The sequence below is a fragment of the Streptomyces fulvoviolaceus genome, assembly GCF_000718165.1.
Classification (GTDB): domain Bacteria; phylum Actinomycetota; class Actinomycetes; order Streptomycetales; family Streptomycetaceae; genus Streptomyces; species Streptomyces fulvoviolaceus.
In genome coordinates this window covers 1-20925 of record NZ_JOEY01000008.1, presented here as the reverse complement: position 1 = coordinate 20925, position 20925 = coordinate 1, and the positions used below count along the sequence as shown (strand labels likewise).

General features: G+C 70.8%; 23 protein-coding genes and 1 riboswitch. Of the genes, 19 read left to right on the top strand and 4 right to left on the bottom strand.

Annotated features, from left to right (window positions below; all coding sequences use genetic code 11):
• Positions 1 to 5 precede the first annotated feature (5 nt).
• The 6 genes from IG08_RS0110220 (at position 6) to IG08_RS0110195 (ending at position 6092) form a co-directional block, all read left to right on the top strand.
• Positions 6 to 863: a class II glutamine amidotransferase domain-containing protein gene (locus IG08_RS0110220; protein WP_030599132.1), complete on the top strand. Its 858-nt coding sequence runs from the start codon at positions 6 to 8 to the stop codon at positions 861 to 863.
• The gene (locus IG08_RS0110215) at positions 851 to 1525 is read left to right on the top strand and encodes a GltB/FmdC/FwdC-like GXGXG domain-containing protein (RefSeq protein ID WP_030599130.1); all 675 of its coding nucleotides are present in this window, start codon (positions 851 to 853) and stop codon (positions 1523 to 1525) included. Before IG08_RS0110220 ends, IG08_RS0110215 begins: the two co-directional genes overlap by 13 nt.
• A gap of 122 nt (positions 1526 to 1647) precedes the next feature.
• A complete protein-coding gene (locus IG08_RS0110210) occupies positions 1648 to 2967 on the top strand; it encodes an FMN-binding glutamate synthase family protein (RefSeq protein ID WP_030599127.1) in 1320 nt (439 codons plus the stop codon).
• Entirely contained in the window at positions 2964 to 4061 is a 1098-nt protein-coding gene (locus IG08_RS0110205) for an FAD-dependent oxidoreductase (protein ID WP_030599126.1), read from the top strand. Before IG08_RS0110210 ends, IG08_RS0110205 begins: the two co-directional genes overlap by 4 nt.
• A 9-nt stretch (positions 4062 to 4070) precedes the next feature.
• Positions 4071 to 4703, top strand: coding sequence for a helix-turn-helix domain-containing protein (locus tag IG08_RS0110200; protein ID WP_030599124.1), 633 nt, complete (start codon positions 4071 to 4073; stop codon positions 4701 to 4703).
• A gap of 102 nt (positions 4704 to 4805) precedes the next feature.
• A complete protein-coding gene (locus tag IG08_RS0110195; RefSeq protein ID WP_030599121.1) occupies positions 4806 to 6092 on the top strand; it encodes an ammonium transporter in 1287 nt (428 codons plus the stop codon).
• Here IG08_RS0110195 and IG08_RS55740 read toward each other — a convergent pair.
• From IG08_RS55740 to IG08_RS0110180, 3 genes are read right to left on the bottom strand one after another with little or no spacing between them, the layout of a single operon-like run.
• Positions 6089 to 8131 carry a tetratricopeptide repeat protein gene (locus tag IG08_RS55740; protein ID WP_030599119.1) on the bottom strand — a complete coding sequence of 681 codons (2043 nt, stop codon included), beginning with the start codon at positions 8129 to 8131 and terminating at the stop codon, positions 6089 to 6091. The two genes, IG08_RS0110195 and IG08_RS55740, sit on opposite strands and share 4 nt — an antisense overlap.
• Positions 8128 to 9021: a S1 family peptidase gene (locus IG08_RS0110185; RefSeq protein ID WP_030599117.1), complete on the bottom strand. Its 894-nt coding sequence runs from the start codon at positions 9019 to 9021 to the stop codon at positions 8128 to 8130. The genes IG08_RS55740 and IG08_RS0110185 overlap by 4 nt, the downstream gene beginning before the upstream one ends.
• A gap of 19 nt (positions 9022 to 9040) precedes the next feature.
• Complete coding sequence (locus IG08_RS0110180) at positions 9041 to 9346, bottom strand: CU044_2847 family protein (protein WP_030599114.1); 306 nt, start codon at positions 9344 to 9346, stop codon at positions 9041 to 9043.
• 205 nt (positions 9347 to 9551) lie between these two features.
• On the opposite strand from IG08_RS0110180, the gene IG08_RS62780 reads away from it, so the two are divergent.
• From IG08_RS62780 to IG08_RS0110130, 12 genes are all read left to right on the top strand, one after another.
• The gene (locus tag IG08_RS62780; RefSeq protein WP_338060146.1) at positions 9552 to 9674 is read left to right on the top strand and encodes a putative leader peptide; all 123 of its coding nucleotides are present in this window, start codon (positions 9552 to 9554) and stop codon (positions 9672 to 9674) included.
• 133 nt (positions 9675 to 9807) lie between these two features.
• Positions 9808 to 10680, top strand: coding sequence for a glutathione S-transferase C-terminal domain-containing protein (locus IG08_RS0110175; protein ID WP_030599112.1), 873 nt, complete (start codon positions 9808 to 9810; stop codon positions 10678 to 10680).
• A gap of 65 nt (positions 10681 to 10745) precedes the next feature.
• Positions 10746 to 10854, top strand: a riboswitch (SAM riboswitch).
• A 30-nt stretch (positions 10855 to 10884) separates the two neighbouring features.
• Entirely contained in the window at positions 10885 to 11034 is a 150-nt protein-coding gene (locus IG08_RS60015) for a hypothetical protein (RefSeq protein WP_158812202.1), read from the top strand.
• Positions 11035 to 11210: 176 nt separating this feature from the next.
• A complete protein-coding gene (locus IG08_RS0110170) occupies positions 11211 to 12194 on the top strand; it encodes an amino acid ABC transporter permease (protein WP_030599110.1) in 984 nt (327 codons plus the stop codon).
• Positions 12191 to 12976, top strand: a complete 786-nt coding sequence (locus tag IG08_RS0110165; protein WP_030599109.1) for an amino acid ABC transporter ATP-binding protein — start codon at positions 12191 to 12193, stop codon at positions 12974 to 12976. Before IG08_RS0110170 ends, IG08_RS0110165 begins: the two co-directional genes overlap by 4 nt.
• Before the next feature lie 51 nt (positions 12977 to 13027).
• The gene (locus IG08_RS0110160; protein WP_030599108.1) at positions 13028 to 14050 is read left to right on the top strand and encodes an ABC transporter substrate-binding protein; all 1023 of its coding nucleotides are present in this window, start codon (positions 13028 to 13030) and stop codon (positions 14048 to 14050) included.
• A 25-nt stretch (positions 14051 to 14075) separates the two neighbouring features.
• Positions 14076 to 14870, top strand: a complete 795-nt coding sequence (locus IG08_RS0110155) for a GNAT family N-acetyltransferase (RefSeq protein ID WP_420823284.1) — start codon at positions 14076 to 14078, stop codon at positions 14868 to 14870.
• Entirely contained in the window at positions 14867 to 15013 is a 147-nt protein-coding gene (locus IG08_RS60620; protein WP_199820841.1) for a putative leader peptide, read from the top strand. The genes IG08_RS0110155 and IG08_RS60620 overlap by 4 nt, the downstream gene beginning before the upstream one ends.
• Before the next feature lie 76 nt (positions 15014 to 15089).
• Positions 15090 to 16286 carry an LLM class flavin-dependent oxidoreductase gene (locus tag IG08_RS0110145; protein ID WP_030599105.1) on the top strand — a complete coding sequence of 399 codons (1197 nt, stop codon included), beginning with the start codon at positions 15090 to 15092 and terminating at the stop codon, positions 16284 to 16286.
• Between the two features lie 21 nt (positions 16287 to 16307).
• Positions 16308 to 17684 carry an NtaA/DmoA family FMN-dependent monooxygenase gene (locus IG08_RS0110140; protein ID WP_030599104.1) on the top strand — a complete coding sequence of 459 codons (1377 nt, stop codon included), beginning with the start codon at positions 16308 to 16310 and terminating at the stop codon, positions 17682 to 17684.
• Positions 17681 to 18754 (top strand): LLM class flavin-dependent oxidoreductase, encoded by a 1074-nt coding sequence (locus IG08_RS0110135; RefSeq protein WP_030599102.1) that lies wholly within the window; start codon positions 17681 to 17683, stop codon positions 18752 to 18754. Before IG08_RS0110140 ends, IG08_RS0110135 begins: the two co-directional genes overlap by 4 nt.
• Positions 18747 to 19895: an LLM class flavin-dependent oxidoreductase gene (locus tag IG08_RS0110130; protein WP_030599100.1), complete on the top strand. Its 1149-nt coding sequence runs from the start codon at positions 18747 to 18749 to the stop codon at positions 19893 to 19895. The genes IG08_RS0110135 and IG08_RS0110130 overlap by 8 nt, the downstream gene beginning before the upstream one ends.
• Here the strand turns inward: IG08_RS0110130 and IG08_RS0110125 are convergent.
• Positions 19874 to 20245, bottom strand: coding sequence for a hypothetical protein (locus tag IG08_RS0110125; RefSeq protein WP_030599098.1), 372 nt, complete (start codon positions 20243 to 20245; stop codon positions 19874 to 19876). The genes IG08_RS0110130 and IG08_RS0110125 overlap by 22 nt on opposite strands.
• A gap of 330 nt (positions 20246 to 20575) precedes the next feature.
• Between IG08_RS0110125 and IG08_RS0110120 the strand changes: the two genes are divergently transcribed.
• Positions 20576 to 20925: GNAT family N-acetyltransferase (locus IG08_RS0110120; protein WP_030599524.1), on the top strand; the 350-nt coding region annotated here is incomplete at its 3' end.

Here is a 20925-nt window from a genome sequence, read left to right as displayed (position 1 = left end):
TCGACATGTGTGGAATCGTCGGGCTCCATCTGCGGGAGCCCTCACTCGAACCCCGGCTGGGCGAGCTGCTGGCCGCGATGCTGGGCCAGGTCGTCGAGCGCGGCCCGGACTCCGCGGGCGTCGCGGTCTACGGCGACCCGTGGCTGTCTCCGCCGGGACAGGCCGTCGTCTCGCTGCTCGGGACCTCGAAGGCCGAGGTGGCGACCGCGCTGCCGGGCACGGTGGCCATCGACGCCGATGCCACCACCGTGGTCCACGCGGGCGTCGACCAGCTCGCGGCCGCACTTCCCGAAGCCACTGTCATCGGCTCCGGCGAGGGGTTCGCCGTACTCAAAGGCGCCGGAAATCCTGTCGCGTTGGCCGAGTCCTTCGGGCTGGCCGACGTGACCGGCTGGCAGGGGATCGGCCACACCCGCATGGCCACCGAGTCGGCCGTGACGCCCGAGGGCGCCCATCCCTTCTCCGTCGGCGCCGGCCAGTGCCTGGTGCACAACGGCTCCTTCGCCAACCACGCCACCATCCGCCGTGAACTGCGCGCCCAGGGTGTCGAGTTCGACAGCGAGAACGACTCCGAGGTCGGCGCGCGTTTCATCGCGCACCACCTCGCGCAGGGCGCCGATCTGGAGAAGGCGCTGAAGCTGCTGTGTGAACGCTTCGACGGCTTCTACACGTTGCTCGTGTCCACCGGCGACTCCTTCGCGGTCGTCCGGGACGCCATCGCCTGCAAGCCGGCGCTGGTCGCCGAGACCGACGCGTGGGTGGCGATGGCCTCCGAGTACCGGGCGCTGGACGTCCTGCCGGGTATCGAGAACGCCCGCATCTTCGAACCCGAGCCGGAAGAGGTGTACGTATGGCGACGCTGATCGACCTGGCGGAGTCCCCGGTGCGGGAGCTCAACCAGGCGCTGCACGAGGCGCCTTCGGCGAGTTGGCGGGTGCTCAATCCGCGCGGTGCGCACGCTGTCGCCTGCGGCATCCGCGACAACCTCACCGTCGACGTCGAGGGTCACGTCGGCTACTACTGCGCCGGCATGAACCAGCACGCCACGGTCACCGTCCACGGCAACGCGGGCACGGGGGTTGCCGAGAACATGATGTCCGGGACGGTGCGGGTGCGGGGCAATGCGTCCCAGTCGGCGGGGGCCACCGGCCATGGCGGACTACTCGTGATCGACGGGGATGCGTCTGCCCGCTGCGGGATCTCCATGAAGGGGGTCGACATCGTCGTCGGCGGCAATGTCGGGCACATGAGCGCGTTCATGGGGCAGGCCGGGCGGCTGGTCGTGTGCGGGGATGCGGGCGAGGCCCTCGGTGACTCCCTCTATGAGGCTCGGATCTATGTGCGGGGCACGGTCAAGTCCCTTGGGGCGGACTGTGTCGAGAAGGAGATGCGGGCGGAACATCTTGCTGAATTGGCCGAGTTGTTGAAGGCGGCTGAGCGCGACGAGGACCCTGCCGGATTCCGCCGGTATGGCTCGGCGCGCCAGCTGTACCACTTCAAGGTTGACAACACCGCTGCGTATTAGCGCCGTTTCTGGCTGCGGGTCCGCTGTGGCTGGTCGCGCCCGCGGCGGAGCCGCATATCGATACAGCCCCGCGCCCCTAAAAGAAGGGGCGCTACACCTCGCCCTACTAGAGGAGCTGAACGTTGGAACCCGCATCCCACGGCCTGCGCGAGTCGGCGACCTTTGATCGCGCCACCATCCATGCCATCCAGCGCGCCGCCGAGACCGGCATCTACGACATCCGCGGCTGGGGCGCCAAGCGACGGTTGCCCCACTTCGACGACCTGTTGCTGCTCGGCGCCTCCATGTCCCGCTACCCGCTGGAGGGCTACCGCGAGCGCTGCGACACGGACGTGGTCCTCGGCACCCGGCACGCGAAGAACCCGCTGCGCCTCGCGACCCCTGTCACCATCGCCGGCATGAGCTTCGGCGCCCTGTCCGCCCAGGCCAAGGAGTCCCTCGGCAGGGGAGCCTCCGAAGCCGGTACCTCCACGACGACTGGGGACGGCGGCATGACCCCCGAGGAACGCGGCCACTCCAAGCACCTCGTCTACCAGTACCTGCCGTCCCGCTACGGCATGAACCCCGACGACCTGCGCGCCGCCGATGCCATCGAGGTCGTCCTCGGCCAGGGCGCCAAGCCTGGCGGCGGAGGCATGCTGCTCGGGCAGAAGATCACCGAACGGGTCGCCGGCATGCGGACGTTGCCCGTCGGCATCGACCAGCGCAGCGCCTGTCGCCACCCGGACTGGACCGGCCCCGACGACCTCGCCATCAAGATCCTCGAACTGCGCGAGATCACCGACTGGGAGAAGCCGATCTACGTCAAGGTCGGCGCGACGCGGACGTACTACGACGTGAAGCTCGCCGTGCACGCGGGCGCCGACGTCGTGGTCGTCGACGGCATGCAGGGCGGCACGGCCGCCACCCAGGACGTGTTCATCGAGCACGTCGGCATCCCCACTCTGGCCGCGCTGCCCCAAGCGGTGCAGGCGCTCCAGGAGTTGGGCGTCCATCGTGAAGTTCAGCTGATCGTCTCCGGCGGTATCCGGGGCGGCGCCGACATGGCCAAGGCGCTCGCCCTCGGGGCGGATGCGGTCGCCATCGGCACGGCGGCGCTGATCGCGCTGGGCGACAACCATCCCAAGTACGACGCCGACTACCGCGAACTAGGGTCCGCCGCAGGCTACTTCGACGACTACCAGGACGGCCGCGACCCGGCCGGTATCTCCACCCAGGACGAGGAACTCTCCGCCCGCCTCGATCCCGTCGAGGGCGGCCGCCGGCTCGCCAACTTCCTCCGCGTGATGACCATGGAGGCCCAGACCCTCGCCCGCGCCTGCGGCAAGGCCCACCTCCTCCACCTCGAACCCGAGGACCTGGTCGCCCTCACCATCGAGTCCGCCGCGATGGCCCGCGTCCCGCTCGCCGGCACGCAGTGGATCCCCGGGGCGGGCCTGTGATCGCCGTCGTCGGCGCCGGGCTGATGGGCGCGGCCACCGCCTGGCAGCTCGCCCGACAGGGGTACGAGGTCACCCTGATCGAGGCGTACGACATCGGCCACAAGCACGGGAGCTCGCACGGCACCTCGCGGATCTACCGACGGGCGTACGCCGACCCCTTCTACGTCGGCCTCACCGGGCGGGCGTACGAGGAGTGGCGCGAGCTGGAGAGCGACAGCTCAACTCCCTTGCTGCGTCTCACCGGTGGCGTCGACCTGGGGGAGGAGCGTGACCCGGTGGGCCTGGCCGCCGTACTGGACGGGGCGGGAGTGCCGTACGAACTCCTCGGTGCGGAGGCCGCCGCCGAGCGATGGCCGCACATCCGCTTCACCGGGCCGGCCCTGTATCACCCGGACGCCGGGGTGATCGACGCCGACGAGACGGTGGGCGCGTGTGTGCGGCGGGCCGTCGAGCACGGCGCGGACGCGTGGATCGGCGTACGCGTCACGGGTATCGACGTGCGGCAGGACGTACAGGAGAAGGCGATACTGCGGACGGACGACGGCCGCGAGCTCATGGCCGACACGGTGGTCGTCGCGGCCGGGGCGTGGCTGCCCGACCTCGAACTTCCCGCCCCCCTGCCGCCGTTGCGCGTGACGCAGCAGCAGGTCTTCCACTTCCGGCAGCGCGAGCCGTCCGTGCGGTGGCCGATCCTGGTCTCCAAGGACGCGTCGATGCAGGTCTTCGGACTGCCGTCCGGCGGCGACGGCGGTCCGCTGCCCGCCGTCAAGGTCGCCGAGCACGACCGCGGCACCCCCACCACGGCCGGCGCCCGCAGCGGGGTCGTCGACCCGTCGTCGCGCGCACGGGTGAGCGACTTCGTCCGCGACCGGCTTCCCGGCCTCGACCCGCAGCCGGTCACGGAGGCGACCTGTCTCTACACGACCACCCCGGACGAGGACTTCGTCCTGGACCGCCACGGACCCCTCGTGATCGTGTCCCCGTGCTCAGGTCATGGCGCCAAGTTCGCCCCGCTCATCGGTGCCATGGCCGCCGATCTCGCCACCGGCCGCGCCGAGCCCCACCCCCGGTTCCGGCTGGAACGCACGGAATAGGATGCGCCGGTGACCGAGCACGCCGAACACCCCGAACCCGCAGCGGAGGCGGACGACTCCGACGACAAGGCGCTGGAGCGCATCATCGCGGTGCGGGCCCGCGAATACCGGCAGGCGGCCGGGCTGTCGGTCGGTGAGATGGCTGGGCGGGTCGGCATCTCCAAGGCCATGCTGTCGAAGATCGAGAACGCCCAGACCGCGTGCAGCCTCACCACGCTCTCCCGGCTCGCGCGCGGTCTCGACGTCCCCGTCACCGCCCTGTTCCGCGGCATGGACGACGAACGCGAGGCGGTCTTCGTCCCCGCCGGACACGGCGCCTGCATCGTCCGGCGCGGCACCCGCGTCGGCCACGAGTACGCCCAGCTCGGCTCGCTGCGCGGCGCCCACAAGCGGATGGACGCCCTGCTCGTCACCCTGACCGAACAGAGCGAGGTCTTCCCGCTCTTCCAGCACGCCGGCACCGAGCTCCTCTACATGCTGGAGGGCGTCATGGTCTACGGCCACGGCAAGTCCAGCTACACCCTGCGTCCCGGTGACGCTCTCCAGTTCGACGGCGAAGCCCCGCACGGCCCCGAGAAACTCGTCGAGTTGCCGATCCGATTCCTGACGGTGACGGCGTTCGGCGCCGGCCCGCCACACTGAAACCCGGCTTTAATCGGCCATGGGAGTGTCCTGTAACGCACGCCGGGTCTACTGCGGTGAAACAGAGTTTCCTTCTGCTGGACCTCTCCGCGGAGCGTACGCATGGACACCGGAAGTACCGCTTGGATGCTCGCGAGCACGGCACTCGTCTGTTTGATGGTGCCGGGCCTCGCCCTCTTCTACGGCGGCATGGTCGCCGCCAAGAGCGTCCTCAACATGATCATGATGACGTTCGGGGCCGTGGCCCTGGTCGGCTGTATCTGGGTCGTCTACGGCTACTCGGCCTCGTTCGGCGACTCGATCGGCGGCGCCGGGATCCTCGGTGACGTCACCGAGTACTTCGGCCTGAGCGGCGTGATGAAGGACGACCCGAAGGCCGTCATCCCGCTCTCGGTCTTCGCCGCCTTCCAGGCGCTGTTCGCGGCTCTGACCGCCGCCCTGATCTGCGGGGCGATCTCGGACCGCATCAAGTTCGGGGCCTGGATGGTGTTCACCGGGATCTGGGTCACCCTGGTCTATCTCCCGGTCGCCCACTGGGTGTTCGCGTTCGACGGCGAGAACGTCGTCGGCGGCTGGATCGTCAACAAGCTCGGCGCGATCGACTTCGCGGGTGGCACCGCCGTCCATATCAACTCGGGTGCGGCGGCGCTGGCGATGATCCTGGTGCTGGGCAAGCGCATCGGATGGGAGAAGTCCGCCAAGAACGGCGAGCGGCCCCACAACCTGCCCCTGGTGATGCTCGGCGCGGGCCTGCTCTGGTTCGGCTGGTTCGGCTTCAACGGCGGCTCCGCGCTGACGTCCTCGAACGCGGCCTCGGTCGTGGTCCTCAACACCTTCACCGCGACGTGTTCCGCGATGCTCGGGTGGCTGCTGGTCGAGAAGCTCCGCGACGGGCACCCCACGAGCCTCGGCGCCGCGTCCGGCGCGATCGCCGGCCTCGTCGCCATCACCCCGTCCTGCGGCGCTGTCTCCCCGCTCGGCGCGCTCGCCCTCGGCGCGATCGGCGGAGCGGTCTGCGCGCTCGCCGTAGGCCTCAAGTACAAGTTCGGCTACGACGACTCGCTCGATGTCGTCGGCATCCACCTCGTCGGCGGCCTCACCGGCACCCTGCTGGTCGGCATCCTCGCCACGTCGGAGGCGCCCAACGGCGTCGACGGCCTCCTCTACGGCGGCGGCCTCTCACTGCTCGGCAAGCAGGCGGTCGGCGCCTTCGCCGTACTGGCGTACTCCTTCGTCGTGACCTGGGTCATCGCCAAGGCGCTGGACAAGACGATGGGGCTGCGGGTGCGGCCGGAGGTGGAGCAGGGCGGGGTCGACGCGCATCTGCACAAGGAGAGCGCGTACGACCTGGAGCAGGCGCCGGCAGCCGAGCCTGCCGCTGTCGGCTAGCTGGCCTCGATCTCCCGGCGCAGGCGGCGCGTCCACGGGTGGTCGTCGCCGAACACCCGGGTGAAGACGGGGAGCAGCCCGGTGAGTTCCGCGGTCCCGGCCGACGCGTCCTCGTGGTGGCGCGTCAGCCGGGCCACGTGGAAGGCGTTGAGGAGGGTGTGGGGGTGTTCGCGGCCCAGGGCGGTGGTGCGGTCGTGAAGGAGGGGGGTGAAGAGGCCGAGGGCTTCTCGGGGATCGCCCTTCGCCTCGGTCCAGTAGGCGATGTTGTGGCGTACGGCGAGGGTGTGCGGGTGGTCGGGGCCGTTGATCCGGGTCTGGTCCGCCAGCAGGCCCGCGAAACGGCTCAGGACGTGCGCACGGGCGCCCTGGACCGCGGTCCAGTAGAGGGTGTTGTGACGGGCGAGCAGGGTTTCCGGATGGTCCGCACCCAGCAGGAGGTCGGTGTCGCGGCGGAGGTCGGCGTATCGCCGCACCGCCTCTCCGGGGTCGCCCGACTCCCCGCTCCAGCGGGCGAGATCGTCGCGCAGCAGGCGCATGGCACGGTGCTCGTTCCCGAACAGATCGTGGTAGACGCGCAACAGCCGCAGTGACAGCTGTTTCGCGTGCGGGGCCCGCCCGCAGACTCCCGTCCAGTACGCCACGTTGTGCCGCGCGCGGAGGGTGAGCGGGGCGTTGTCCCCCAGCCGGGTCCGGCACTCCGACTCCAGCCGGGCGAACAGGTCCAGTGCGGCGGACGCGTTGCCCGCGTTGCCGATCCGGGACGCGATCCGGTGGCGTTCGCCGAGGATCCCGGCCGTCGCGAGGTCCAGAGCGGCGGACTGCGGGGACACGAGTTCCTCGTCGGGGTGCCATGGATCGGAGACCACTGTCCTGATCAGGGTCACGGTGGTACCACGACCGTCCGGCTCGGTCGGGTCGCTTCCGGCGGTCCGCAGCCGGTGTCCGGCGCGTGCTGTCCCCGCTGCCAGGACCGAGAGGGGGTGCTGAGACCCCAGGACGGCCTGAGAGTGCTGTGTCGCCACGTCCAACTGCCGCAGTGCCTCTTCCAGTTGTTCCTCGGACTGTTCGGCCCGAGCGGACTCGAGACTGGCGGTGGCATGGTTCGTGAGCGCGGAGACGGCCACGGGGTGCTCGGCGCCCAGGACCGACGCCGCCACGTCGGCTGTGGCCCGGAGCCCGGCCACGCAGCTCAGCATGCGGTGCGTGTCGCCCGTGCGCCGGGCCCACTCGAACTCGGCGCAGGCCAGGTTCACCCGGGCGACGACGGTCTGCGGATGCTCGGCGCCGAGGGAGGCCGCGGCCCGGCACACGACGATGTGCAGGACGTCGATGACCTCTCGCATGCGTCGGTGGTCCGTGCCCTGCCGGGCCTCCTCGAAGGCCAGGACGGCACGTCCGGTCAGAGCGGCGAGCGAGGCGACGGTGTCGCCGTCGGGCGGAACGACGGACCGCATGACGTCCGCCGCGTCCTGTACCGAGGACACGCCCGCCCCTGCCCGGGCGAGGGCGAGGTCGACCCCGCCCAGCAGCGAGAGGACGTCGCGGGCCACCTCGGGACTCTGGCCGGCGAGGAAGGTGCGCGCCCGCCGGGCCGCCTCCCACGCCGCGTCGAAGTGCGCCGCACGCACCTCGACGGCCGCGAGATCGGCGTAGGTCCGTGCGCACAACAGCGGCCGCGATTCGGGGCACGCGCGGACCGCGTCGAGCAGCAGTTCCCTGGCCGCATTCCAGGCGCCGAGGGAGGTGAGGGTCACCGCCAGCCGGTTGAGGGCGGGGACCTTGAGGAGGGCCGGGACGGCGCCGGATCGGCCCAGGGAGGCACCCGACGTCTGCAGAAGGCCGACCGCTTCCCCGCGCTGGTGCAGTCGTGCCAGGAGCACCGCGAGATAGCACAGCCGGTCCACGGTCTCCGGAGCGGCGACTCCCAACACCTCGTCGAGGGGGATCCGGGAGATCGACGGCGACGGAGTTCCGGTCGGCCTGCCCTCGAGAACCTGCTGTTCGGCCTCGGCCACGACATCCTCCAGGACGCTGGTCATCCGGCCTCCTTCCGCAGGGCGAGCTCGATCACGCTCTTCGCCACATGCACCTGCAGTTCGGAGAGCTGTGACGGGTCGATGAGGTCCTGGGCGGACCACGCATTGAGACGGGCGAGCAGGGCGTCGCCCGTGGCGAGGAAGACCTCGACACCGGTTCGGGCGCTGTCGGTGGCGGTGAGGACGGGCAGGGCACGGCCCGCCACGCCGACCGCCGCCGCGCGCCCTGCGTGCAGCTCGGTCGCCGCCACCGTACCGCCGCCGGGAACGATCTCCTCCCGCCCCTCCAGCACCCGCAGTAGATGCTCCGTCCGGAACTGTGCGAACCGGACCAGCACCTCCCGGATCGTCGCCGCGAACAGCACGTTGGCGCTTCGGCTCGGGTCCGCCCGGTCGGGGTACTGCTCGATGAGCATGCCCAGCACGGCGAGCTCACGGTCGGGTGTGGTGCGTTCGACGGGGCTTCCCGAGTAGCCGGAGTAGTCGCCCAGCTCCTGCTCGGTGAGCAACTGGACGGCCTCGATGCGGCCGCCGCCCTCGGTGTCGTACCACATGGAGGGGAGGTTCACGTGCCCGCTCAGCCGCGGATCGTTGTGGGAGGGCCGGTACAGGCCGTGCCACAGGTCGCCGGGCTTGGCCAGATCCGGGAACGGTACCGTCGGTGGCACCAGCTCGGGCTCCAGGAGCTGCACGAGCGCCAGATCGGCCGACCCGTCCCGCTGGCAGACTCGGCCCTCGACGGTGAGCTCGTTGTCGAACAGCACCAGGACGTGGTCGTCCCCGGCGGTCATGGCGCGCAGACAGTGCTCCGCCGTCAGTACGTAACACGGCGCGATCAAGAACCCCGCGCCCAGGGCGGTCCCGCCCTGCCGCAGGTCGACGGCGTAATCCATACCGGGCACGACCCGCTCCTCAGCCCCGGTCCACAGTCAGCGTCACCTCGAACGAGGCCTCCGCGGACGCCTTGGACAGGATGACCCCCGCCTCCGCCGCCAGCGTCACCCCGAAGACCACCTGCAAACTGCTCACCCGCCACCCGTCCCGAGGCTCGACCTGGGCAAGCGAGTCCTGGGCGATGGCCGATGCCGAGACGATGGCTGCGCGCAACTCCGCGGCGCGCTCCTCCAGGGGCACCGTGGGTCGCGCCCTGCTGCCGATCTGGCGTGAGCCCCGCGCGTCCAGCTCGACCGTCTCGACCCGTACCACCGCATCCGCCATGGAGCCCGCCCCCGCCCGGTTCGTCGGCCGCGTTCCCAGAGTAGCCAGCGCGGACGTTCCCCAGAAGGTGGACGGCCGCACACGGAACCCTTGTTCGGAGCGGTTGCGGCCGGACCGCCGTGACCGTCCTGTGGACGCCCTCTTGACGCAGGCCGGAGGCGGATCGACACTCCAGATGGGAATCCTAGTGAACAGGTAGGGAAGCATGGGGCGCCTTGAGACGGTCATCGGCCTAGTGAGCCGTACGTCGCCGTCGTCCCCTCTTCTGACCTCCCGCCGTCACATCGATCTGCTGCGCGTCTGCAGCGCGATCAGGCCCCTGGGCTGAGCCCGGCCGCCGCCCGAGTGCTGTGACCGAAGGGCACACCCCTGCCGCCGCGCACGGGGAACGGCCGCCTGCTCCTTGCCCGACGACGCTTCCGCCGCGCGTACGTCTGCGCACCGACACCCCGGGGAGACCCATGTCCGTCACACCGCTCGCCTCCGTCCCCTTCGCCCAGCCCGCAGCCTCCGCCTTCCGGGGCCGGATCGGCCGGGACGCGCGCAGCGGGCACTACGCCGTGCCGCGCCGCTACCGGCTCCATCTCGCCCCCTCCTGTCCCGACGGCCTGCGCATCGCCGTCGTGCACAGCCTGCTCGGGCTCGACGACGTGTGTCCGGTGACCTTCCTGGACGCCGTGCCCGACTGTCCCGACGGAGGGCACTCCGCGCTCCGGCCGCTGTACGAGGCGAGCGCGCACCGCTACACCGGCGCGGCCGCCGGGCCGGTGCTCAGCGACGACTGGTCGGGGCGGATCGTCAGCACGCACGCCCCCGACATCACCCGCGACCTGGCCCGGCACTTCGGCGGCGGCCGTCCGGCGCCGTACCCGTGCGGGGCGGAGTCGGAGATCGAGGCCGTCGAGCGGCTGTGCGGGCAGGACATCGAGCAGGCGGCGCAGCGGGCCGGCGCGGCGGGCACCGGGCCGGCGGAGCGTGCCGCGGCGCTCCACAAGCTGCTGGAGACGCTGGGGTCGCTGGAGCGGTGGCTCGTCGGACGGGAGTATCTGATCAGGGATCAGGTCACCGCGGCCGACGTCGAGTTGTGGGTCACGCTGGTCCAACTCGACACCGTGCACCGGCATCACCTGGACGCCGCCGCGGTGCACCGCATCGCCGGCCACCCCACCCTGTGGGCCTACGCCCGCCGCCTGGCCGCCCACCCGGCCTTCGGCACCCACCTCGACCTCGACGGCATCGCCCGCCGGCACCACGCCCACTGCCGGGGCCTGGAGGCCGCCGGTTCGGCCGTACAGATCCTGGACTGGGCGTCCCACGCCGCCCGCACCTCCTAGCCGTTCCAACTGATGGACCGGCATTGACATTCGTTCGGGCATTTGTCTTAACTACGGCCCAGAACGGTCATGAGTGTCAGCGACAAGCCCTGGCTTGCTGACCGGCAACCCTCGCACCGCGGTGGGGTGCCCCAGGTGACGACCGGACCGACGGCGATTCGGTAAGCGCGAGGCCCACAGGGCCGGAACAGAGACGGTGACGCCATGTACGCAGCTCCCAGGACGGCCGCGAGCCGCCCCCAGGGCTGCGTACTGCCGTACGCGAATCCGCTCGTCGCCGACCGGGCCGTCGATCTGCTCCGCGTGAGCAGCGCACTGTGTACCGCACCGGGCCGTGCCCGCTGTCGGGGCTGACGTTCTTCCCCAGCCCCCGCGTTCCTGACGAACACCGCCCGCTCGGTGTGCCGTTGTCCGCCCAGCCCCCGGTTCCCGTGCGTCCCCGTGTGCCACGTCCCGCCGCCGCAGCGCGGCCGCCGTAGCGACACCGCGTGCGCCGCGTCCGGGGGGTCCCGACTCCGCCGGAGCCCTCCATGAGTGAACCCCCAGGCGCCGCCGTGTCCCTCGCCGAGGCACCGCCGCCCGCCGACACACCGTCAAAACCGCTCGCCGCTCAGCGAGTTCTGCCGCTGCGGCGACCCGGCCGCTGGATCGCCACCGCGGTCGTCCTGGTCCTGGCGGCCCAGTTCGTCCACGGCCTGGTCTCCAACCCCTTCTACCAGTGGGACCGTTTCGGCTACTGGTTCCTGCGGCCGACCATTCTCGACGGGCTCCTCATCACCCTCGAAGTCGCCGCCTACAGCGCGGTGTTGGGGCTCCTCGGCGGCATCCTGCTCGCCCTGGCCCGGCTCTCGAAGAGCCCGGTGCTGCGCGCGGTCAGCTGGACCTACGTGTGGGCGCTGCGCTCGATCCCGCTGATCGTGGTCCTGCTGTTCCTGTACAACTTCTCCGCCCTGTACCAGACGCTCAGCGTCGGCGTCCCCTTCGGGCCGGCCTTCTTCACCTTCGACGAGTCCAGGCTCGCCACCGACATGGTCGTCGCCGTCATCGGCCTCAGCCTCAACGAGGCGGCGTACGCGGCCGAGGTCGTCCGCGGCGGCATCCTCTCCGTCGACCAGGGCCAGCACGAGGCGGCCTCCGCGCTCGGCCTGCCGAAGGGCTACCAGTTCAGGAAGATCGTCTGGCCACAGGCCCTGCGCTCCATCACCCCGAACTACGTCAACCAGCTCATCGGCCTCATCAAGGCAACCTCGCTGGTCTTCTACGTCTCCCTGCTCGACCTGTTCGGCACCGCGCAGACCATGGGCGCCACCTACCCCGGCGACATCGTGCCGCTGCTGCTGGTCGTCACCGTCTGGTACCTGATCCTCACCAGCGTGGTGTCCGTCATCCAGTTCTACGTCGAGCGGTACTACGCCCGGGGCGCCACCCGCACCCTGCCGCCGACGCCGTTGCAGAAGCTGCGGACCGGTCTCACCGACCTGCGGGCCCGCATCCGCCGGGAGGCCGCCGTATGACCGCCGAGACGCTCGACAACGCGGCCGCCACCGTCGAGGTGCACGACGTGCACAAGTGGTACGGCAGCCACCGGGTGCTGGACGGGGTCGACCTGACCGTGCGGCCCGGCGAGGTCACCGTGATCCTCGGCCCGTCCGGCTCCGGCAAGTCCACGCTGCTGCGGGTCATCAACCACCTGGAGAAGCCGGAGATCGGCTACGTCAGCGTCAACGGCGAGCTGATCGGCGTACGCCGACAGGGCGACCGCCTGAAGGAGCTGAGCGAGCGGGCCATCCTGACCCAGCGCAGCCGCATCGGCTTCGTCTTCCAGAACTTCAACCTCTTCCCGCACCTGACCGTGCTGGACAACGTGGCCGCCGCCCCGGTGGCGACCGGGAAGCTCGGCAAGCCCGAGGCGCTGGAACTGGCCCGCGAACTTCTGGGCCGCGTCGGCCTGGCCGACAGGACCGCCGCCTACCCACGGCAGTTGTCGGGCGGCCAGCAGCAGCGCGTGGCCATCGCCCGCGCCCTGGCGCTGCGTCCTGGAGTCATCCTCTTCGACGAACCCACCTCCGCCCTCGACCCCGAACTCGTCGGCGAGGTCCTCGCCGTCATCAAGGACCTGGCGAAGAGCGGCACCACCCTCGTGATCGTCACCCACGAGATCGGTTTCGCCCGCGAGATCGCCGACCGGGTCGTCTTCATCGACGCCGGACGCATCGTCGAGCAGGGCCCGCCCGCCGAGGTCCTGGACAAGCCGCAGCACGAGCGGACCCGGGACTTCCTCAGCAAGGTCCTCTGACAACCACCCCTTCTGCACCCGCCCTCACCGAGCCACACGACAAGGACAGCCATGCCCAGCAACCTCACTCGACGCAGCCTGATACGCGGCATCACCGCGGCGACCGCCGTCACCGCCCTCGCCGCCGGGCTCGCCGCCTGCGGAGGCGAGAGCGACGCCGCCACCAAGACCGACGCCGCCGGCACGGTCACCGTGGGACAGCTGTCCAACGGTGCCGCGAAGGAGACCGAGTTGAAGGTCTCCGAGGTGAAGTCCATCAGCGCCGAACTGCCCGCCGCCCTCAAGAAGAGCGGCAAGCTGGTGATCGGATCCGGCACGCTGCCCTCCGGCAGCCCGCCGCTCGGCTTCGTGGGAGACGACCAGAAGACGATCACGGGCTCCGAGCCCGACCTCGGCCGACTGGTGGCCGCCGTCTTCGGTCTCGAGCCCGAGGTGCAGCGGTCGACCTGGGAGAACCTGTTCATCGGCCTCGACAGCGGCAAGGTCGACGTGGCCTTCTCCAACGTCACCGACACCGAGGAGCGCAAGCAGAAGTACGAGTTCGCCTCCTACCGCAAGGACGACCTCGCCTTCGAGGTGAAGAAGGACAACACCTGGAAGTTCGACGGCAATTACGAGAGCCTCGCCGGCAAGACGGTCTCCGTCGGCAACGGCACCAACCAGGAGAAGATCCTCCTGGAGTGGAAGGCGAAGCTGGCCAAGGAGGGCAAGAAGCCCCTCACCGTCAAGTACTTCCAGGAGACCAACAGCCTCTACCTGGCGCTGAGCAGCGGCAAGATCGACGCCTACTTCGGCCCCAACCCGAATCTCGCCTACCACGCCGCGAAGACCGCCGGCACGCCCCAGGCGACCCGTATCGCGGGCCAGTTCTCCGGTGCCGGTGAGTCGCTCCAGGGCCTGATCGCCGCGACGGCGAAGAAGGACAGCGGACTCGCCAAGCCCCTCGCCGACGCCATCAACTACCTGATCGAGAACGGTCAGTACGCCAAGTGGCTCGCCGCCTGGAACCTCTCCAACGAGGCCGTCGCCAAGTCCGAGGTCAATCCCCCCGGACTGCCGCTGACCAACTCCTGATCGATCGTCATCTGGCCGACAGCACATGCAAGTTGAGTTAAGAGAGGACTCCGCCTCCGTGGCCCATCAGACCGAAGTCCGCGGAGGCGGAGCACCCACGGCCCCGTCCGTGGCCGACGTACCCATCCTCGACAACGCCGTCTGGGCCGCCCTCGACGGCCCGCACGCCCACCTCGCCGAACGCGTCGGCAGGGCGGCCCGCTACCCGGCCGACGTCTACGCCTTCGCGGCCCTCGCCGATCCCGGGGACCCGGCCGCCTGGGCCGACCTGCGCACACTCGTCGGCCCGGAGACCGTCGTACGGATCAAGCCCGTCGAGAAGGTCCCCGACGGCTGGGAGGCGGTCGGCGGCGGGACGGGTGTGCAGTTCGTCGACACCGCGCTGCGGGCCGAGCCCGCCCCCGAGGCGGTACGGCTCGGACCCGACGACGTCCCCGAGATCCTGGACCTGGTCGCGCGCACCCGGCCGGGCCCGTTCCTCGAGCGGACGGTCGAACTCGGCACCTACCTCGGCATTCGTGAGCGGGGACGGCTGATCGCCATGGCCGGAGAGCGGATCCGCCCGCCCGGCTGGACAGAGATCAGCGCGGTCTGCACCGATCCGGAGCACCGCGGCCGGGGCCTCGCGACCCGGCTGATCCGCGCGGTCGCCGCGGGCATCCGGGAGCGCGGCGACACCCCGTTCCTGCACGCCGCCGCGGACAACACCGCCGCGATCCGGCTGTACGAGTCGATCGGTTTCACCCTGCGCCGCCGGTCCACCATCCTCCGAGTACGCACACGACGAACGGGAACATCGCGCGAGGCCACGGCGTTGTGACTCACGACGAGATCCGCGAGGCGCCGTCGCGCGCCCGGAAGAAGGAGGTGACGGCCGTGACGCACACCTTCCACGCCGTCCACCTCCACACCCGGCCCCACATCGATCTCCAGCGCGTGGCCGGCGCGCTCTGTTGCTCCTGACCCGTTGCTTCACCGCCGTGCCCTGCCCTTCTGCGGGCCGGTGATCTCGTACGGACCTCCAGGAAGGCACCCATCCGTGTCCCCTTCTTCTTCGCTGCACCTCGCCGTCGCCCTGGACGGCACCGGCTGGCACCCCGCCTCCTGGCGCGAGCCGGTCGCCCGCCCCCGCGACCTGCTCACCGCCGGCTACTGGGCCGACCTGGTCGCCGAGGCCGAACGCGGCCTCCTCGACTTCGTCACCATCGAGGACGGCCTCGGCCCGCAGTCCTCCCACTTCCTCGACCCGGACGAACGCACCGACCAGGTGCGCGGCCGCCTGGACGCCGTCCTGATCGCGGCCCGCATCGCCCCGCTGTCCCGACACATAGGCCTGGTCCCGACCGCGGTGGTCACCCACACGGAGCCCTTCCACCTCTCCAAGGCCATCGCCACCCTCGACTACGTCAGCACCGGCCGGGCAGGCCTACGGGTGCAGATCACCGCCCGCCCGAACGAGGCCGCGCACTTCGGCCGCCGCACCATCCCGCGCATCGAGGCCTACGACAGCCCGGACACCCGGGACCTGGTGACCGACCTCTTCGACGAGACCGCCGACTATGTCGAGGCCGTGCGCCGCCTCTGGGACAGCTGGGAGGACGACGCGGAGATCCGGGACGTCGCCACCGGCCGCTTCGTCGACCGGGACAAGCTGCACTACATCGACTTCGAGGGCAGGCACTTCAGCGTCAAGGGCCCCTCCATCACGCCCCGCCCGCCGCAGGGCCAGCCCCTCGTCACCGCTCTCGCCCACGACACCGTGCCGTACCGCCTGGTGGCCCGCGCGACCGACGTCGGCTACGTCACGCCGCACGCCGCCGACCAGGCCCGCGCGATCGTCGCGGAGATCCGCGCCGAGCAGGCCGGAGCGGGCCGTGCCGACGAACTCCTGCACGTCTTCGGCGACTTGGTGGTCTTCCTCGACGACGACCCGGCCGAGGCCGCGGCCCGCCGGGACCGTCTCGACGCCCTCGCGGGGGAGCCGTACACCAGCGACGCCCGTATCTTCGCCGGTACCCCCGCCCAACTCGCCGATCTGCTCGTCGAGTTGCAGGAGGCCGGGCTCACCGGCTTCCGGCTGCGGCCCGCCGTCCTCGGCCACGACCTCCCGGCGGTCACCCGGGGCCTGGTCCCCGAACTCCAGCGCCGTGGCGCCTTCCGCCGCGCCTATGAGGCCGACACCCTGCGCGGACTGCTGGGCCTGCCCCGCCCCGCCAACCGCTACGCCGCCGCCTGAGCCGGAAGGACCTCAAGACCCATGACCAAGCCCCTGAAGCAGATCCACCTGGCCGCGCACTTCCCCGGCGTCAACAACACCACCGTGTGGAGCGACCCCGCGGCCGGCAGCCACATCGAGTTCAGCTCCTTCGTGCACTTCGCGCAGACCGCCGAACGCGCCAAGTTCGACTTCCTCTTCCTCGCCGAGGGCCTCAGGCTGCGCGAACAGGGCGGAAAGATCTACGACTTGGACGTCGTCGGCCGCCCCGACACCTTCACCGTCCTTGCCGCGCTCGCCGCCGTCACCGAGCACCTCGGCCTGACCGGCACCATCAACTCCACCTTCAACGAGCCCTACGAGGTGGCCCGCCAGTTCGCGAGCCTCGACCACCTCTCCGGCGGCCGCTCCGCCTGGAACGTCGTCACCTCCTGGGACGCTTTCACCGGCGAGAACTTCCGCCGCGGCGGCTTCCTCCCGCAGGACGAGCGCTACTCCCGTGCCAAGGAGTTCCTCGCCACCACGAACGAACTCTTCGACTCCTGGCACGGCGACGAGATCCTCGCCGACCAGGCGACCGGCACCTTCCTGAACGACGCGAAGGCCGGCTCCTTCGTCCACACCGGCCAACACTTCGACATCCACGGCCAGTTCAACGTCCCGCGCTCCCCGCAGGGCCGCCCCGTCATCTTCCAGGCCGGCGACTCCGACGAGGGCCGCGAGTTCGCCGCCTCCAGTGCCGACGCGATCTTCAGCCGGTACGCCACCCTCGACGACGGCCAGGCCTTCTACACGGACGTCAAGAACCGCCTCGCCAAGTACGGCCGCAGCCACGACCAGCTCAAGATCCTGCCCGCCGCCAGTTTCATCCTCGGCGACACCGACGCCGAGGCGGAGGAGCTGGCCAAGGAGGTCCGTCGCCAGCAGGTCAGCGGGGCCACGGCCCTCAAGCACCTGGAGTTCGTCTGGAACCGGGACCTGTCCTCGTACGACCCGGAGGGCCCCCTGCCCGACGTCGACCCGGACGTCAGCGGCACCCATATATCCCAGGGCCGGGCCCAGGTCCGGATGTACCGCGACCCGCTGGCCACCGCCCGCGAGTGGCGCGAGCGCGCCGCTGCCAACAACTGGTCGATCCGCGACCTGGTCATCGAGACCGGCAACCGGCAGAACTTCATCGGCTCCCCGGCCACCGTCGCGAAGACCATCAACGACTACGTCCAGGCCGACGCCAGCGACGGCTTCATCCTCGTCCCGCACATCACCCCGACCGGCCTCGACGTCTTCGCCGACAAGGTCGTCCCGCTGCTCCAGGAACAGGGCGTCTTCCGCACCGAGTACGAGGGCCCGACCCTGCGCGACCACCTGGGCCTGGCCCACCCCGACGCCGAGGCCGCGGGCGCGCGGGTGGCGTCGTGAAGTTCCTCGCCATCACGCTGATCGTGCACCGCCCGGACCCGATCACCGGCGTACAGAAGCCGACCCACGACCGCTTCCGCGAGGTGCTCGACAACGCCCTGCTGGCCGAGGAGTTGGGCTTCGACGGCTTCGGGGTGGGGGAGAGGCACGAGCGGCCGTTCATCTCCTCCTCGCCGACCGTCGTACTCAGCCACATCGCCGCACTGACGAAGCGCATCCGCCTCTTCACCGCCGTGACGACGCTGAGCCTGCTGGACCCGGTGCGCGCCTACGAGGACTACGCCACCCTCGACCACCTCTCCGAGGGCCGCCTGGACCTGATCGTCGGCAAGGGCAACGGGGCCGCCCAGCGCGAGCTGTTCCAGGTCACGCCCGAGGACCAGTGGGACCGCAACGCCGAGAGCTACGAGGTGTTCCGGCAGATCTGGCGGCAGGACAAGGTCAGCGCGAAGACCCGTTTCCGGCCGGAGCTGAAGGACGCCGAGGTGTGGCCGCGGCCGTACCAGCGGCCGATCCGGGTCTGGCACGGCAGCGCCACCAGCAAGGAGTCGGTGGACCTGGCCGCGCGCTACGGCGACCCACTGTTCTCGGCCAACGTCACCAACCCGATAGAGCCGTATGCCGAGTTGATCCGCTACTACCGCGAGCGCTGGGAGTTCTACGGCCACGACCCGGCCGACATCGCGGTCGGCGCCGGCACGGCCGGGCTCCTGGTGACCCGCACCTCCCAGGAGGCGCTCAAGGTGTACCGGCCGATCTTCGAGGCGACGCTGGCGTTCCAGAAGCAGTTCGGTCTGCCGGTGGTCTTCGACACCGTGGAGGACTTCGTGGAGCGGAGCTCCGCCCTCATCGGCAGCCCGCAGCAGATCGTTGAGAAGGTGCGGCGCTATCACGAGCAGTTCGGGCACACGGTCCTGCATCTGCACGCCGACGCAAGCGGGTTGACCGACGCTCAGCACCGGGACTCGCTGGAGCGCTTCCAGGCCGAGGTCGCCCCGGTGCTGCGGCGGGAGATCCCGGATCCGCCCTTCCACTGGGGACCAGTACTCGGGGAGCCCGCCCATGTCTGACATCCCCCTCGGCGTCCTCGACCTGGTCCCGATCTCGTCCGGTTCCACGGCGGCAGAGGCGCTGCGCAACTCCATCGACCTCGCCCGGCAGACGGAGCAATTCGGATACGCCCGCTACTGGTTCGCCGAACACCATCTCAACCCGGGCGTCGCGGGTACGTCCCCCGCGGTCGTCCTCGCGCTCACCGCCTCCGCCACCTCCACGATCCGGCTCGGCTCCGGCGCCGTACAACTCGGCCACCGCACCGCACTGTCCACGGTGGAGGAGTTCGGCCTGCTCGACACGCTGCACCCCGGCCGGTTCGACCTGGGCCTGGGCCGCTCCGGCGGCCGCCCGCCGGGACAGCCCAAGGCGCCGCTGCCGACCGCGACCCCGGTAGTCGACGGCCGCGCCCCGAACGGCCTGCGGATCCCGCCCCGCTTCTCCTTCGAGTACCTGCTGGGCTCGCCCCGCATCGCCCTGCAGCGCAGACTGCTCCTGCTGCCGGGCGCCGAGTCGCAGGACTACGCCGAGCAGATCGACGACCTCCTCGCCCTGCTCGCGGGCACCTACCGCTCCGCGGAGGGCGTCGAGGCGCACGTCGTACCGGGCGAGGGCGCCGACGTCGAGGTGTGGATCCTCGGCAGCAGCGGCGGCCAGAGCGCCGAGGTCGCGGGCGCCCGCGGGCTGCGGTTCGCGGCGAACTACCACGTCAGTCCGGGCACGGTCCTGGAGGCGGCCGAGGGCTACCGCGCCGCCTTCCAGCCGTCCGACGTCCTCGACAAGCCGTACGTCAGCGTCTCCGCGGACGTCGTCGTCGCCGAGGACGACTCCGGCGCCCGTGAGCTCGCCACCGGCTACGGCCTGTGGGTCCGCAGCATCCGCACCGCCGAGGGTGCCATCGAGTTCCCGACCCCCGAGGAGGCCCGGTCCCACGTCTGGTCCGACGCGGACCGGGCGCTCGTCCAGGACCGTCTCGACACGCAGTTCGTCGGCTCCCCGGGCCGGGTCGCCGACCGCCTGGAACAGCTCCAAGAAGCCACGCAGGCCGACGAGTTGCTCATCACGACGATCACCCACGACCACGCGGACCGGGTCCGCTCCTACCAACTGCTCGCGCAGGAATGGCGCAGGCGAGGTCACTCCTTCCAGTCGAGCTGATGCTCCGGAGTACCCACCGACCGTCCGTACGCGATCGCCTCGGCGCGGCCCGCCTCGTCGCCGCGCCGATGGCGGAAGACCTTCCCGGCGAAGACGACAACGCGCTCGTCCCCGGCGGTGAAATCGGCGTACCAGCCGTTCGCCGGCTCCAAAGCCTCGGCGAACGCGTCCGCGAGCCCGGCGACGTCCTCACCGTCGGTCTCCCACTCGACGAGCGTCCACAGCTGCGGCTGCGCGGCGGTGGCGCTCGCGCCGACGTCGAGCCGGCTGACTTTCCGCAGCCGCAGTCCGCGCGGCTCGAACACCGCGCCGGGGCGGAGGCTCTCGCCGATGACGTATCCGGTGATCACGTGGTGTCTCCCTGGAGGTCGGGGCCTTGCGCGCAGATGACGCTACGACCCCATGGCTGACACCCTGTGTCAGTCACTCCGCCGCAAGTTCGCAATTTCTGAAGGCGCAGCGCGGTGAACTTGCGGGTGTGCGGTCGGGATACCGGAGGTCGGGGACGTGGGTTCGAGCGGGTGAGCGCAGAGTGGGGCAAGGAGTGGACACCAATCGGCGAGGAGGGATGTCTGGCTCGTCGGGCCCGGCCCCGTCGGTGAGGGTGAGGCCCCGGGCCGGTGGGTCGATCGGTCGGCGAGTCTTGATCGCTTCTGAGCCTGCTGGTTAGGTTGGCCGGCATGACCGACCCCAGAGCCCTCGCCTGGCCACCTGCCCCGATCAAGACCGGGCGGCTCGTACTCCGCGAGTCCGAGGCCCGGGACCGCGCGGCGGTCATCGAGCTGAACGCCTCGCCAGAGGTGGGCACCTACCTCGGTGGCCCCCGACCGCGTGCCGAGCTCGAACGCACGGTGCCCGAGGTGCCCGGGCGGCGCCCTGGCTTCTTCGTGGTCGAGCTCGACGGAACGACGATCGGCACAATCCAGCTCGACCCGCACGACCCCGAGCGTCCGGGCAACCGCCGGGAGGCCGGGGAGACCGAGCTCGGCTACTTGTTCCTGCCGGAGGCGTGGGGACGCGGGTACGCCAC